Raw genomic sequence first — 14,988 nt, forward strand, 5'->3', positions numbered from 1 at the left:
TGGGTCATGTGCCTTAAATGGAGCCAGCGCCTGCGGATATCAAGTCAGACCGGGGTCAGCGGGAAGAACCAGGGGATGACCAGGGTGGCCACGCCCCACAGCAGCAGGTTCAGCGGAATACCGACCTTCATGAAGTCGGTGAAACGATAGCCACCGGCGTTGTAGACGAAGGTGTTGGTCTGGTAGCCGATGGGGGTGGCAAAGCTGGCGCTGGCGGCGAACATCACCGCGACCACGAAGGCGCGCGGATCGACGCCCAGGTGCTGGGCCATGCCGATGGCGATGGGCGTCACCAGTACCGCCACCGCGTTGTTCGACAGCATCTCGGTGAGGATCGAGGTGAACAGGTAGATGAAGCTCAGCATCAGCAGTGGCCCGGCCCAGGGCAGCCAGCCCATGACGTTCTCCACCAGCAGCTTGACCAGGCCGACCTTGTCCATGGCGATGCTGATGGCCAGCATGCCGAAGATCAGGCTGAGGATCTTCCAGTCCACTGCCTTGTAGGCGTCCTCCACATCCAGGCAGCGGGTCGCCAGCACGGTCACCGCGCCGATGATCGCCAGGCCCTCGATGGGCATCACGCCGAAGGCGGCCAACAGCATCACCGCCAGGGTGGCGCCGATGGCGATGGGCGCCTTGTCGCGGCGGAAGGCGCGCTCCTGCACGGCGTTGAGGCTGATCAGCTCGCCGTTGTCGGCGAAGCGCTTGATTTGCGCGGGGGTGCCTTCGACCAGCATCACGTCGCCGAACTGCAGCTCGAAGTCGTCGAGGTTGCCCTGCACGTTCTCGTCCTGGCGGTGCACGGCGAGCACGGCGATGCCGTAGCGCGCGGTGAGGTCGAGGTCGCGCATGGGGCGGTGGCTGTAGCGCGAGTTACGCCCGACTATGGCCTCGGCGAGGATCACGTCATGGCTGCTGATGGTCTCGAAGGCATCGCCACGGTTGAAGCTCAGGTGGCCGCTTTCGCGCAGTTCCACCACGTCCTTGACCTGGCCATGCAGCACCAGGCGGTCGCCGCTGGCCAGCAGGGTGTCGGCGCCGGGTTCGGTCAGCTCCAGCTCTTCACGAAACAGCTTGAGTACCTGCAGGCCGCTGCCGCCATTGAGGTTGGCCTCGTGCAGGGTCTTGCCGATCATCGGTGAGTCGTGCGGCACCAGCAGCTCGGTCATGAAGGTGCGCGACAGGTCGGGGCGCAGCTGGCGCGACAGGGTCTCGCGCTCCGGCAGCAGGTGGCGGCCAATGGTCAGCAGGTAGAGCATGCCGACCGTAGCCATGATCAGGCCCGCGCCGGTGATCTCGAAGATGCCGAAGGGGGCGAGGCCGGCCTTGCGCGCCACGCCGTCGACCAGAATGTTGGTCGAGGTGCCGATCATGGTCAGGGTGCCGCCGAGGATGGTGGCGTAGGACAGCGGGATCAGCAGCTTGGACGGCAGGGTGCCGGCGCGGCGCGCCAGGGCGATGGCCACCGGGGTGAGAATGGCCACCACCGGAGTGTTGTTGAGGCAGGCCGATACCACCAGCGCGGTGAGGGTAAGGCCGGTGAGCACGCGGATCGGGCTGGTGCCGACCAGATTGCCCAACCAGTTGCCCAGCGCATCGATGCAGCCGGTGCGCTCCAGTGCGGCGGACAGCACGAACATGCAGGCGATGGTCACCGGCGCCGAGTTGGAAAGCACGCTGAGCACTTCCTTGGGCTCCAGCAACTGGCTGACCAGCAGCGCCGCCACGGCGATCGCGGCGACGATGTCCGGGCTCCACTTTTCGCGCACGAAGGCGTACAGCACCCAGATCAGCAGGGCGCCGACGAACAGCAAGGGCAGGGAGTCCCAGGGCATGAGCATCCTTAGCGTCGAATCTCGTGTGAGGTATCGGGCGCGCACCGGGGCGGCCTGGCAGGGCGCCAAGATAGTGGGGTTCTGTTAGATAGTCTAAGAATGTTTGGGAAGGTTTATATGCCTTTTCGATTTAATGGATAAGGCATCCGGCTTTGGTAGCTGGCGCGTTATCCGTCCATCCGCCCGAGCTGACCGGATGGGTAGGGCGGGGGCAACCCGCTGCCAGCGATGGCGGGTGTTATCCCGTGCGGTCAGCGGGCGGTTGGTGCGCGCGGCGCACCCTACGGTCAATTTACGAGGAGCAGCTGATTTCCAGGTGCTTGCCCCACTCCGGCGGGCGCTGGGCATAGCGCTGCATGCCCGGCTGTTCGTCGAACGGGCGCGAAAGCACCGCGTGCAGTTCGCGCACCGGGCCGTAGTCACCGGCCTCGGCCGCCTCGATGACCTGCTGCGCCAGGTAGTTGCGCAGGATGTACAGCGGGTTGACGGCGTGCATGCGCGCTCGGCGTTCGTCCTGCTGCTGGCCCTCGCGCTCGCAGCGCGCCAGATAGTCGCGGCCCCAGGCATCGAAGCCGGCCAGATCGACGAAGTCGTTGCGTACCACCTGCAGCGCATCGGCCGGTGCCTGCTCGCCGAGCTGGCGGAAGAACAGGCTGTAGTCGGTCGCCTTGCCCTGCTGCATCAGTTGCAGCAGGCGCTGCACCAGGGCTTCGTCGTCATCCTCGGCGCTGGTCAGGCCCAGGCGCTTGCGCATCAGGTCGAGGTAATGGGCCTGATACAGCGGCAGAAACAGCTCCAGGGTCTCGCGCAGCTTCTCCACCTCGATCATCGGCATCAGCGCCTGGGCCAGGGCGGCCAGGTTCCAGTGGGCGATGGGCACCTGGTTGCTGAAGCTGTAGCGGCCGGTGTCGTCGGAGTGGTTGCAGATGTGGTTGGCATCGAAGTCGTCGAGGAAGGCATAGGGACCGTAATCGAAGGTGATGCCGAGGATCGACATGTTGTCGGTGTTCATTACCCCATGGCAGAAGCCATAGGCCTGCCAATGGGCGATCATCGCGGCGGTGCGCTCCAGCACCTCGCGGAACATCGCCAGCCAGGGCTCGTCCTGCGTGAGGCACTGGGGAAAGTGGTTGGCCAGCACGTGTTCGCCGAGCACCTTGAGCTGTTCATGCTGGCGCGTGTAATAGAAATACTCGAAGTGGCCGAAGCGCACGTGGCTTGGCGCCAGGCGCAGGACCATGGCCGCGCGCTCCTGCTTCTCGCGCCATACCGGGGTGTCGGAGGTGGTCACGCACAGCGCGCGCGAGCTGGGGATGCCCAGGGCGTGCAGGTGTTCGCTGGCGAGGAACTCGCGGATGGACGAGCGCAGCACGGCGCGGCCGTCGCCCATGCGCGAGTAGGGGGTCTGGCCGGCGCCCTTGAGGTGCAGGTCCCAGTGCTCGCCGGCCGCGTTGACCACCTCGCCGAGCAGCAGGCCGCGGCCATCGCCCAGACGCGGCGTATAGCCGCCAAACTGATGGCCGGAGTAGACCATGGCGCGCGGCTCGGCTTCACCCCACAGCTTGTGCCCGGCGAACAGCTCGGCGAACTCCTCGCGCTGCGCCTCGGCCGGGTCGAGATCGAGCAGGGCCATGGCGGCACTGCTCGCCACCACCAGGCGTGGCTGCTCGATGGGTTCGGGCAGCACTTCGGTGGAGAAAGCGTCACCAAGACGGGCGAAGCGGTTGTCGAAAGTCAGTTGGTCGAGCTTTTTCACCGGAGGCCTCGTCAGGTCGCCGCGGGCGGCGGATTTTTCTTGTCGGCGGCGCCGGCGGCGGCCGCCTTGATCACATCCTTCTGCAGATGCTGCTCAGCGTCGAGGTTCTTCACGTACACGTCCACCTGGCGGAAGGCGATGTTGATGCCGTGCTTGGCGAATTCGCGATCGATGAAGCGGTTGATCTCGTCGGTAGCCGGGTTGCGGTCGCCGAGGTCGCGCACGTGGATGCGCAGCTCGTGATCCAGGGTGCTCTCGCCGAAGCTGAGGAAGTAGACGATCGGCGACGGCTCCTTGAGTACGCGGGGGTTTTCCTGGGCGGCCTGCAGCAGCAGTTTGCGCACCAGATCCAGATCCGAGCCGTAGCTGACGCCCACCTTGAGGGTGACGCGGGTGACCGTGTCGCTCAGCGACCAGTTGATCAGCTGGCCGGTGATGAAGGTCTTGTTCGGAACGATGATTTCCTTGTGGTCGAAATCGGTGATGGTGGTGGCGCGAATGCGGATCTTGCTCACCGTACCGGACAGGTTGCCGATGGTGACCACGTCGCCGATGCGCACCGGACGCTCGAACAGGATGATCAGGCCGGAGATGAAGTTGGCGAAGATCTCCTGCAGGCCGAAACCCAGGCCCACCGACAGCGCCGCCACCAGCCATTGCAGCTTGTCCCAGCTCACCCCCAGGGTGGACAGGGTGCTGACGATACCGATACCCACCAGCACGTAGGACAGCAGGGTGGTGGTGGCGTAGGCGCTGCCCTGGGCCAGCTTCAGGCGTGACAGCACCAGCACCTCGAGCAGACCGGGCAGGTTGCGCGCCAGGGCCACGGTGATGGCGACGATGATCAGCGCGCCAAGCACGTCCATCAGGCTGATCGGCACCATGGTGGCGGTATCGCCGGTGCCGCTGCTGTATTCGTACAGGCTGACGGTTTCCAGGTAGGTGAACACGCCGATCAGTTCGGCCCAGACCCAGTACAGGCAGACCAGGAAACCGGCCAGCAGGGCCAGGCGGATCAGGCGCAGCGACTGCTGGTTGACCTGTTCGATATCCAGCGTCGGCTCCTCGATGCTGATCTCGCCGTCGCCTTCCTTGCTCTGTGCCTGGCGCTTGGCCAGGGCGCGCTGGTAGGCCAGGCGCCGTGCAGCCACGCTCAGGCCGCGGATCAGGGCGGCTTCGACGATCAGCCAGATGATCAGCAGATAGAGGGTGTCGATCAGGCGGTCGGTCAGCTTCAGGGCGGTGTAGTAGTAGCCGAAGGCAACCGCACCGATCAGCGCCAGCGGCAGCACATTGAACAGCATCCCGACGCTGGTACGCAGCGCCGAAGTGTGTTCCCGCTGCGGCGCATTGAACAGCAGGCGGAACATCAGCCAGGCCATCAGCGCATAGCAGCTGAGCACCACACAGATGCCGATCACGTCGCTGGCCAGGCTGTCGGGCTGGTGCTCGGCGATGCTCACCACCGCCACCAGCGCCATCACCACCATGCCCAGATGGCGCAGGTGGCGGCGGAAGAAGGACACGTTGGCCGGTGGCCAGTGGAAGTGCAGCACCGCCACGCCATCGGGTGCCAGGATGCGATGCAGGGTATAGAACACCAGCCAGGCTTCGGCCATCTCGTAGAACGCGCCGCCCAGGTAGAGGTTCTGCCCGCGTGCATCGTGCAGCAGGGCATAGCCGCAGAGCATCAGGAACAGCGCGACCGGCAGCGCCAGCACCAGGTTCAGGCCCAGGGCGAAGGGGGTGTGCAGCTGGCTGTCACGCTTGTAGTGGCCGATATCGGCATGCAGGTTGCCGAGCTTGCCGAACAGGTACTGGCGGCGCCACAGAATCAGCGCGCAGAGCAGCAGCAACGGCAGAAACACCAGCGGTCGCTCCAGCAGCGCGGCGCTCAGTTCGCTCAGCACCACGCCCCAGGGCAGGCTGTCTAGCTGCTGCTGCAGGCGCCGCGGGGCACTTTTCAGCCACTCGAGATCCAGCGGCTTGTTGCTGGGAATCCAGAACATCTGCTCGTCGATGGTGGCGCGCAGGTTGCTGGCGGTGCTGTGCAGTTCGCGCTGGTTGAGCTGCAGAGTGATCGACTCGTTGAGCAGGGAGTTGAGCGAGCGACTCAGGCGCTCGAGCAGCTCGCGGCGCGTTTTCAGCTGATCGAGCAGGGCATTGCGCAGCTCCGGGGTGACGTTCTCGCTCGGCTGGCCCTGCAGCAGGTTGTCGACATAACGCGCCGGATCGCTGATCTCGTCGCGCTGCTTGTTCAGGTCGAACTGATACAGGCGGATATCGGCGATCTCGTCGGCCAGTCGGCTGTCTTCCAGCTGCAGCTGCGGCAGGGCCTGTTTCTGCTGATAGAGGATGCGCGACAGCAGCAGGCTGCCCTGCAGCACCCGGATCTGCTCGTCCAGGGCCTGGTTGGCCTGGTTGAGGTTATCCAGTTGCTGGCGGGTTCTCAGGTTCTGCTCGGTCAGGCTGTTGAGGCGGTCGGTGGAGCGCAGCAGGTAATCGGACAGCTTGAGGTTGAGCGAACTTTCCCGAGCCAGCAGGCGGTCGGAGCTGGCACGCTCGGCCTCGCGCGACTGCTCGGCGACGGTCTGCTCCGACTCGGCGCGGCGGCGTTCGTTGATCAGGCTCTGCAGCTCCTGGCGCTCCAGCTCGGCGCGGCGGATGCGCTCCTCGAGCAGCGCACGCTGGGCGCTGCCGAGGTCCAGCAGCTGGCTGTTGCCGGCCATTTCCTGGCGGCGCAGCTGGGTCTGCGCGGCGAGCTGGGCGAGCTCGGCGTTGAGCAGGGCGCGCCGTTCCGGCGTCAGCGGCTTGCCGTCGTCCCGGCCGCTTTTCAGGCTGTTGTTGATCTGCTGGCTGCGCGCCTGGTTCTGGCTGATCTCGGCCTGGGCGCGCTCGGGGCGGGTCTGCGCGGTGATCACCAGGCTATTGGCCTCGATGATCGCCTTGTTCCATTCGGTCAGCTGGTTGGAGCGCTCGTTCAGCAGCTGTTCCAGTTGTGCCAGCGAGGTGCGCGCGTGGCGCTCGGCGGCGGCTACCTCGGGGCTGGCCTTGAGCCGGTCCAGCTCGCGCTGGGCTTCGGTGATCAGGCGTGGCGCGCCATCGAGCTGCTTGCGCAGATCGTTCAGCCGCTGTTCGCTGGTGTCGCGGTCCTTGAGCATGCGCAGCGTCTGCTCGAGGGTCTGCTTCAGCGCCAGTTGCTCGGCCTCCGGCAGTTTGCGGTCGGCCAGGGTATCCAGGCTCTGCTGGACATCAGCGGCCTTGGGCGGCTCTTCGGCGTGCGCGGCGCTCAGGCCGAAACACAGGAGAAACAGGATGAGGGCTAGCGAATGGCGCAACTGGGGCATGATGACCTGGCGGCAGAGAAGTGGACGAGCTGAGTGTAGGCGGCAGGCGCTGGCACCTTCGGCGATGACGAGCGGCCTAGGTCTGCGATCCTAGCAAAGTCTCAGAGGAACAGCCCGGGGCCCGGACGACTGCCCTCGGGGAATCTGACGCCGACCTTGCGCACCTTGTTCCCTTCCATCGAGGCCACCGTCCAGGTCAGACCCTGCCACTCCACCTGATCGCCGACCACCGGCTCGCCGCCGATTTCATGGGCGATGAAGCGGCCCAGCGGCTGATGGCCGTCCAGACCGTCCAGCTTGAGGCCGTAGAGCGCGGCCACGGCGGCCAGTTCGGCGTCACCTTCGAGTACGAAGTCGCCGAAGAAGCGCAGGTCCTGGCCCCGTTTGGGAGCCTGGCTGAACAGCTTGCCGAGCGCCGGCAGGTCGTGCTCATGGCCGATCACACAGAGCAGATCCCCGGCCTCCAGGCGTGTGCTGCCCGAGGGGTGGAGCAGTTCGCGGCCGCGAAACAGGGCGGCGATGCGGGTGCCGTCGGGCATGTTCAGCTCGCGCAGGGCGGCGCCGATGCACCATTTCTCCGCGCCCAGGCGATAGACGAACAGCTCCCACTGGCTGGTGGGGTGTACCTCCAGGCCGGCGCGCGATACCGGTGCCGGCTCCGGCGGTACGGTGACGCGCATCAGCTTGGCGGCCAGCGGCAGGCTGGTGCCCTGCAGCAGCAGCGACACCAGGACGATGAAGAAGGCCACGTTGAAAAACAGCTGTGCGTTGGGCAGGCCGGCCATCAGCGGGAAGACGGCGAGGATGATCGGCACCGCGCCGCGCAGGCCGACCCAGGCGATGAACATCCGCTCGCGGTCGTGGAACGCGCGAAACGGCAGCAAGCCGAGGAAGATCGACAGCGGTCGGGCGAACAGGATCATCCACAGCGCCAGGCCCAGCGCAGGCACGGCGATGGGCAGCAACTCATGCGGCGTGACCAGCAGGCCGAGCACCAGGAACATGCCGATCTGTGCCAGCCAGGTCAGCCCGTCGAGCATGTGCAGGATGCCGTGACGCGAACGAATCGGCCGGTTGCCCAGCAGCAGGCCGCACAGGTAGATGGCGAGAATGCCGCTGCCGCCCACGGCCGTGGTGATGGCGAAGATGATTAGGCCTCCGCTGACCACCAGCAGTGGGTAAAGGCCGGTTGCCAGTTCCATGCGGTTGATCAGCAGGAGCAATAGCCAGCCGCCGCCGAGGCCGAGCAGGGCGCCGAGGCCGAACTGCTGCACCAGCTGGATCGGCAGGTCCCAGCTGAAGCCGCTTTGGCCGCTGGCGAGCATGGCGATCAGGGTGACGGTGAGGAACACCGCCATCGGGTCGTTGCTGCCGGACTCGATTTCCAGCGTGGAGCTGACCCGCTCGTTGAGGCCGCGGCCGCCGAGCAGGGAGAACACCGCTGCGGCATCGGTGGAGCCGACGATGGCGCCGATCAGCAGGCCCTCGAGCAGGCTCAGGTCGAACAGCCAGGCTGCGGCCAGGCCGGTCAGCCCCGCCGTTATCATCACCCCCAGCGTGGCCAGTGACAGCGATGGCCACAGCGCCACGCGGAAGCTCGACACCCGTGTGCGCATGCCGCCATCGAGCAGGATCACGGCCAGCGCCAGGTTGCCCACCAGATAGGCCAGGGGATAGTTGTCGAAGACGATGCCGCCGGGGCCGTCGGTGCCGGCGAGCATGCCGACAGCGAGGAAGATCACCAGAATAGGGATGCCGAAGCGGGTGCCGAAGGCGCTGACCAGAATGCTGGCCGCCACCAGCAGGGCGCCGATCAAGAACAGATTGTTGATGGCGGCGGCGTCCAACGGCGTACTCCTGGCCTGGTGGTGAAGGCGCCGTTATGCATGGCGCGTGCCAGGGATTCTAACCGTTGCCCTCGTGGCGCTGTCAAAAAGGTTATTACATTTTTCTAAATTGCCCCGAAGCGACGCGGGCCGGGCCGCCTCGGAGCATTGGCTCAGGTCAGAACCAGGCGTCCTGCATGCCCAGGCAAGTGTCGTCGCGCGCTTCGAGGATGGCCAGGTCGTGGTGGCAGCCAGGCACTTCCCAGGTCAGGAAGTAGCGCGCGGCCTGCAGCTTGCCGCGGTAGAAGGCCTGCTCCTCGGCATTGTCCGTGCGGGCCAGGCCCTGCTCGGCGCGAATCGCCTGTTCCAGCCAGCGCCAGCCGATCACGGTGTGGCCGAACACCTTCAGGTACAGCGCCGAGTTGGCCAGGCCCTGGTTGACCTTGCCGCTCATCAGGTCGCCGAGCAGGGCCAGGGTCACCGCCTGCAGGCGGGCCAGCAGTTGCTCCAGCGGCTGGCGCAGGGTGGTGAGCGACTCATGCGCGCTGGCGCGCTGGCAGCAGTCGTTGATCAGCTTGAGCAGCTGCTTGAGCGCGGCGCCGCCGTTCATCGAGACCTTGCGCCCGAGCAGGTCGAGCGACTGGATACCGTGCGTGCCTTCGTGGATCGGGTTGAGGCGGTTGTCGCGGTAGTACTGCTCCACCGGGTACTCGCGGGTGTAGCCGTGGCCGCCGAGGATCTGGATGGCCAGCTCGTTGGCCTTGAGGCAGAACTCCGAGGGCCAGGATTTGACGATGGGGGTGAGCAGGTCGAGCAGCTCCAGCGCCTGCTGGCGCTGTTCGGCGGTTTCCAGGGTCTGGGTGTCATCGAACAGGCGTGCGGCATACAGGCCGAGGTCGAAGGCGCCTTCGACGTAGGCCTTCTGCGTCAGTAGCATGCGCCGCACGTCGGCGTGCTCGATGATGGAAATCTGCGCGCTGCTCGGGTCCTTGCCGTCCGGCTGGCGGCCTTGCGGACGGTTGCGCGCGTAGTCCAGCGAGTACAGGTAGCCGGCATAGCCGAGCATGATCGCGCCCATGCCGACACCGATGCGCGCCTCGTTCATCATCTGGAACATGTAGGAGAGGCCGGCGTGCGGCTTACCCACCAGGTAGCCGACGCACTCGCCGTTGTCGCCGAAGTTCAGCGCCGTGGAGGTGGTGCCGCGCCAGCCCATCTTGTGGAACAGGCCGGCCAGGGTGACGTCGTTGCGCGCACCCAGGCTGCCGTCTTCATTGACGTGGAACTTGGGCACCAGGAACAGGCTGATGCCCTTCACCCCGGGCGGTGCGTCCGGCAGCTTGGCCAGCACCATGTGCACGATGTTCTCGGAGATCGGCTGGTCGCCGCCGGAGATGAAGATCTTGTTGCCCTTGATGCGGTAGCTGCCGTCGGCGTGCGGTTCGGCCTTTGTGCGGATGTCCGACAGCGACGAGCCGGCGTGCGGCTCGGTCAGCGCCATGGTGCCGAAGAAGCGGCCATCGATGATCGGCTGCAGGTAGCGGGCCTTCTGCTCCTCGCTGCCGAAGGCCTCGATCAGGTTGGCCACGCCCATGGTCAGCATCGAATAGGAGCTGGTGGCGATATTGGCCGACTGGAAATGGGCGAAGCAGGCCTGCGACAGCAGGTTGGGCAGCTGCATGCCGCCATGCTCGAAGTCGCGCGTCGCATTGAGGAAACCCGCCTCGTGGAAGGCGCGCAGGGCCGGTTCGACCTCCGGGATCAGTACCGCGCCGCCGTCGACGTATTGCGGCTCGTGTTCGTCGTTCTTGCGGTTGTGCGGGGCGAACAGTTCTTCGGCGATGCCGCGTGCGGTGCTGATCGCCGCCTCGAAGGTCTCGCGGTTGTGGTCGGCGAAGCGCGGACGCTGGGTCAGGGCTTCGGCGTCGAGCACCTCGAAGAGTTCGAACGCCAGGTTGCGGGAGCTGAGCAGGGTCTCGGACATGGAACGGGCCTCCAGATGATCGAGCGAGTCTAGGCAGCCAGTCGCCTGGCTGCCCAGCATCATCATCGGTGGTGATAAAGCCCTACATCACCCGTAGGAGCGGCTGGGCGGCATTGCGCTTCAGCCGCGTTTCGCAAACGGGGCAAAGCCCAGCGCCAGCTCGCGGGTCAGCTCGGCGGCGGGCATGGGCCTGCTGCCGGCGACGTTCTGTCCGGCCCACAGCGGCGAGAAGTCGCCGCTGCCCTGGGCCTCGGCCGCCGCGCGCAGCGGCGCGATGGCCGCGGTGGCCAGAGGGAAGGCTGGCGCTCGTTCGCTCAGCGGCCCCAGCTCGCGCATCAGACGGTTGACGATGCCGCGCGCAGGGCGCCCGCTGAACAGGTTGGTCAACGCCGTATGGCGCGCCGCCGGGCTTTGCAGGGCGGCGCGGTGGATGGCGCTGGTGCTGGCCTCCGGGCACAGCAGGTAGGCGCTGCCGACCTGCACCCCGGCAGCGCCGAGGGCCATGGCCGCGGCTACGCCGCGGGCGTCGGCGATGCCGCCGGCGGCGATCACCGGCACCGACAGCGCATCGACCAGTTGCGGCAACAGGGCGAAGAGGCCGAGCTGGCGGCTCAGGTCGAAATCGAGAAAGTGTCCGCGATGGCCGCCGGCTTCCAGGCCCTGGGCGATCACCGCATCGACGCCTTGCGCCTGCAGCCACAGCGCCTCGTTCAGGGTGGTGGCGCTGGAGAGGATCTTCGCCCCGCTGCGCCGGACTCGCTCCAGCAGATCCGGCTGCGGCAGGCCGAAGTGGAAGCTGACCACCGCCGGGCGAAATTCCTCCACCAGCGCGGCCGCTTCGGCGTTGAACGGCAGACGTCGGGGCCCGACGACAACGCTCGCCGGGTCTACGCCCAGTTCGTCATAGTAGGGCGCCAGCGCTTCACGCCACCCAGCCTCGCGGGCCGCGTCCGGCTCGGGCGGCACATGGCTGAAGAAGTTGAGGTTGAACGGCCGCTCGGTCAGCTCGCGCATCGCCTGCAGCTCCTGGCGCAGGGCGGCCGGCGTGAGCATGGCGCAGGGAATCGAGCCGAGGCCACCGGCCTGGCACACGGCGGCGGCCAGGCGATGATCCTGCGAGCCGGCCATCGGCGCCTGGATCAGGGGCAGGTCAGTGCCGAGCAGGGCGGTGAGAGACATGGGGTGGCTCCATTTCAGCATGGGATCGTGGTTCGGACACCTGCCAGGCCCACAGGACGGCCCAGAGCAATGCTGCGGTACCGATAAGGAAGCTGCTCGTGAGGCTATGGCCAGCGGCAGTCCAGTGTTGCACCAGCCAGGGGCCGAGCAACTGGCTGCCGCTGTACAGACTGATCAGCAGGGCGGCCAGGCGCAAGCCCTGGTCCGGGTTGAGGGCGCGGGCCAGGCGCTGGGTCAGCAATACGGTGCCGAGGAAGGTCCCGCCGACCAGCAGGGCGCAGGTCATGACGCCAAAGGGGCCGGGCAGCAGGATCGGCATCGTCACGCCGAGCAGTTGCAGCAGGTAGTTGGCCAGCAGGGCCCGACGATCGCCCAGCCAGGCGCCGGCACGATTCCACAGCGTCGCCGAGAGCAGGCAGGCGAGCGCCGTCCACCACCAGTTGCCGACCAGTAGCGGATGACCGGCGGGCAGCTGTTCGCGGGCCATGGCCGGCAGAAAGGTCAGTGGCAGGATGTAACCCAGGCCCGCCCCTAGATAGGCCATCAGCAACGCCAGGTTGTGGCTGCCGAACAATGCGCCACGGGCGGTCGCGGGTGGCTTGTCGGGCAGATCCCGCGCCAGGCGCCGCAGCATCGGAGCGCAAAGCAGCGCCAGGGGCAGGGCGCACAGCGCGATCGGCAGCCAGCGCATCGGCCCCTGCCATGGGGTGATGGCCACCAGCAGGCCGCACAGCAACATGCCGCCACCCAAGCCCAGATAGACCAGACCGCTCAGCGCCGTGGCCTGGCGCAGGGCAAGCCACTCCAGCACCAGGGCCGGGGCCAGCACGAAGACCACGCCGTTGCTGACGCCGTTGGCCAGGCGCAGGACGGCCAGCAGGTCGACGTCGTGGGTGAACACCTGGGCCAGGGTCAGGCCGGCATTGACCAGCAAGGCAGCCGGCAAGCCCTGGCGTAGGCCGCGCGGGTTGGCCATGAACAGCGCGAGCAGGGCGCCAAGCAGATAGCCGAGATAATTCCAGGTCGCCAACTGGGCGCCTTGGGCCAGATCGAACAGGCCGTCGTCGAGCAGCAGTGGCAGCAAGGGGGTGAAGGCGAAACGGCCCAGTGCGTGAACGACCACCAGCGCCAGTGCGGCGGCGAGCAGGGCAGTGAGGTGGGCACGGTCGAGTCTGGGCATGGGGGCCTCCGGTCGTGCTGCCCACCTTAGCCATTGTCGTTGCTTGATGGTTAGTGAAAAATATTGCGGTCTATTTTCACTTTTGGTGAATGTCATGGATGCCTGGCAACGACTCAATCCGCAGCTGCTGCGTTATTTTCTCGCCGTGGCTCGGGAGGGCTCGCTGAGCGCCGCCGGCGTGCGCCTGCACTGCGTGCCGTCGAACGTCTCGGCGCGTCTTCGGCAATTGGAGCAGCAACTGGACATCCGGCTTTTTCAGCGTCAGGGGCAGCGTCTGCGAGTGACTGCGGCCGGCGAACGCCTGTTGCCCCATGCCGAGCATCTGGAGCAGCTTTGCCAGATGGCCTGGCGCAGCGTGCAGGAAGATATCTGGAGCGGCGATCTGCGTCTGGGGTCGATGGAAACCACCGCCGCGGTGCGTTTGCCTGAGCTGCTGGCGGCTTTCCACCAGCGGGCTCCGCGAGTGAACCTGCAGCTCAGCACCGGGCCGAGCCGGCGACTGGTCGAGGGGGTGTTGTCAGGAGAACTGGACGGCGGATTGATCGGCGGGCCGTTCGAGCATCCTCAGCTCGACTGCCTGCCCATCTGGCAGGAGGAACTGATGCTGGTGCTGCCGCCCGAGCAGGATGGCACCCAACTGGAGAGTCGACCGCAGACTCTGCTGGGTTTCCCCGATGGGTGCCATTACCGCGAGCGCCTTGAGCGCTGGGCCGTCAGTCGTGGTTTGCAGGTGGCGGCGCGGCAGAGCTATGGCTCCATCGACGCGATCTTTGCCGGCATTGCTGCCGGCATGGGGATCGGCCTGTTGCCACGCAGCCTGCTCGACAGTCACCCGCGTGTGCATCTGGTGCACTACCAGGCCATCGCCCCGGAACTTGGTGCGACCAGCACGCTGCTGGTACGCCGCCGCGATGCCGCTGAGCATCCGCCGTTGGCCTTGCTGCTGGAGCTGATGCGCGCGTAAAGCCCTTCCAACGGGTAAACTTGGCGACCGCTTCGGAGACCTCCATGAACTACCGCCACGCCTTCCATGCCGGCAATCACGCCGACGTGCTCAAGCACCTGGTGCTGACCCGCCTGCTCGCCCTGCTGTCGCGCAAGGAGGCGCCCTTTGCCTACCTCGACAGCCATGCCGGGCTCGGCCTGTACGATCTGCAGGGCGATGCCGCCAGCCGTACCGGCGAGTACCTGGAGGGCATCGGCCGCCTATGGCAGGCCACGCAGCTGCCGGATGCGGTGGAAGCCTATCTGGAGGTGGTGCGGGCGATGAACCCGGATGGCGAGCTGCGCTACTACCCCGGTTCGCCGGAGCTGGCGCGCCTGCTCAGCCGTGAGCAGGATCGTCTGCAGCTCAACGAGAAGCACCCCGAGGATGGCCGCCTGCTCAAGGACAATATGCGTGGCGACCGTCGCGTAGCCGTGCATCTGGGCGAGGGCTGGCTGGTGCCGCGGGCGCTGATGCCGACCCGCGAGAAGCGCGTGCTGCTGCTGATCGATCCGCCCTTCGAAAAGACCGACGAGCTGCAGCGCTGTGTCGAGGCCTTGAACGAAGCGCACGGACGCATGCGTCAGGCCATCGTCGCGATCTGGTACCCGATCAAGGACGAGCGCCAGCTGGCGCGCTTCTACCGCGATCTGCAAAAGAGCGCCGCGCCCAAGCTGCTGCGTGCCGAACTTTACGTGCATGCCCCCGACGACGCCACGCGCCTGACCGGTTCGGGTCTGGTGCTCAGCAATCCGCCATGGGGCCTGGAGGACGAGCTCAAGCAGCTGCTGCCCTGGCTGGCCGACGCGCTCGGGCAGAGCCAGGGTGGCTGGCGCCTGGATTGGCTGATCGAGGAAAAGTCGGCCGGCTGAGCGAGCGGGCCGGTGCGCATGGCG

At 66.6% G+C, this 14,988-nt stretch carries 9 protein-coding genes; 2 read left to right on the forward strand and 7 right to left on the reverse strand.

What is annotated here, in order from left to right:
* Window positions 1-44: 44 nt before the first annotated feature.
* The 7 genes from L1F06_RS02955 to L1F06_RS02985 form a co-directional block, all read right to left on the reverse strand.
* Window positions 45-1,835 carry an SLC13 family permease gene (locus tag L1F06_RS02955; RefSeq protein ID WP_011920773.1) on the reverse strand — a complete coding sequence of 597 codons (1,791 nt, stop codon included), beginning with the start codon at window positions 1,833-1,835 and terminating at the stop codon, window positions 45-47.
* 292 nt (window positions 1,836-2,127) lie between these two features.
* Window positions 2,128-3,591 carry a protein adenylyltransferase SelO gene (gene selO, locus L1F06_RS02960; RefSeq protein WP_129481880.1) on the reverse strand — a complete coding sequence of 488 codons (1,464 nt, stop codon included), beginning with the start codon at window positions 3,589-3,591 and terminating at the stop codon, window positions 2,128-2,130.
* An 11-nt stretch (window positions 3,592-3,602) separates the two neighbouring features.
* Entirely contained in the window at window positions 3,603-6,938 is a 3,336-nt protein-coding gene (gene mscK, locus L1F06_RS02965) for a mechanosensitive channel MscK (protein WP_129481879.1), read from the reverse strand.
* Between the two features lie 101 nt (window positions 6,939-7,039).
* Window positions 7,040-8,785, reverse strand: coding sequence for a potassium/proton antiporter (locus L1F06_RS02970; RefSeq protein ID WP_096827525.1), 1,746 nt, complete (start codon window positions 8,783-8,785; stop codon window positions 7,040-7,042).
* A gap of 157 nt (window positions 8,786-8,942) precedes the next feature.
* Window positions 8,943-10,748 (reverse strand): acyl-CoA dehydrogenase, encoded by a 1,806-nt coding sequence (locus L1F06_RS02975; RefSeq protein WP_129481878.1) that lies wholly within the window; start codon window positions 10,746-10,748, stop codon window positions 8,943-8,945.
* Between the two features lie 120 nt (window positions 10,749-10,868).
* Complete coding sequence (locus L1F06_RS02980) at window positions 10,869-11,927, reverse strand: NAD(P)H-dependent flavin oxidoreductase (protein ID WP_129481877.1); 1,059 nt, start codon at window positions 11,925-11,927, stop codon at window positions 10,869-10,871.
* Complete coding sequence (locus L1F06_RS02985) at window positions 11,899-13,107, reverse strand: YbfB/YjiJ family MFS transporter (protein WP_129481876.1); 1,209 nt, start codon at window positions 13,105-13,107, stop codon at window positions 11,899-11,901. The genes L1F06_RS02980 and L1F06_RS02985 overlap by 29 nt, the downstream gene beginning before the upstream one ends.
* Window positions 13,108-13,201: 94 nt before the next feature.
* Between L1F06_RS02985 and L1F06_RS02990 the strand changes: the two genes are divergently transcribed.
* Together L1F06_RS02990 and L1F06_RS02995 are read left to right on the forward strand one after the other, a co-directional pair.
* On the forward strand, window positions 13,202-14,071 hold the full coding sequence (locus L1F06_RS02990; protein ID WP_129481875.1) for a LysR substrate-binding domain-containing protein: 870 nt from the start codon (window positions 13,202-13,204) through the stop codon (window positions 14,069-14,071).
* Between the two features lie 44 nt (window positions 14,072-14,115).
* A complete protein-coding gene (locus tag L1F06_RS02995; protein ID WP_129481874.1) occupies window positions 14,116-14,964 on the forward strand; it encodes a 23S rRNA (adenine(2030)-N(6))-methyltransferase RlmJ in 849 nt (282 codons plus the stop codon).
* Window positions 14,965-14,988 lie beyond the last annotated feature (24 nt).

The organism is Pseudomonas hydrolytica, assembly GCF_021495345.1.
GTDB classification, from domain to species: domain Bacteria; phylum Pseudomonadota; class Gammaproteobacteria; order Pseudomonadales; family Pseudomonadaceae; genus Aquipseudomonas; species Aquipseudomonas hydrolytica.

Bases quoted from the DNA above. Each gene is read 5' to 3' on its own strand.
- L1F06_RS02955 (WP_011920773.1), bottom strand. From the start codon at position 1,835: ATGCCCTGGGACTCCCTGCCCTTGCTGTTCGTCGGCGCCCTGCTGATC.
- mscK (WP_129481879.1), bottom strand. From the start codon at position 6,938: ATGCCCCAGTTGCGCCATTCGCTAGCCCTCATCCTGTTTCTCCTGTGT.
- L1F06_RS02975 (WP_129481878.1), bottom strand. From the start codon at position 10,748: ATGTCCGAGACCCTGCTCAGCTCCCGCAACCTGGCGTTCGAACTCTTC.
- L1F06_RS02980 (WP_129481877.1), bottom strand. From the start codon at position 11,927: ATGTCTCTCACCGCCCTGCTCGGCACTGACCTGCCCCTGATCCAGGCG.
- L1F06_RS02985 (WP_129481876.1), bottom strand. From the start codon at position 13,107: ATGCCCAGACTCGACCGTGCCCACCTCACTGCCCTGCTCGCCGCCGCA.
- L1F06_RS02990 (WP_129481875.1), top strand. From the start codon at position 13,202: ATGGATGCCTGGCAACGACTCAATCCGCAGCTGCTGCGTTATTTTCTC.
- L1F06_RS02995 (WP_129481874.1), top strand. From the start codon at position 14,116: ATGAACTACCGCCACGCCTTCCATGCCGGCAATCACGCCGACGTGCTC.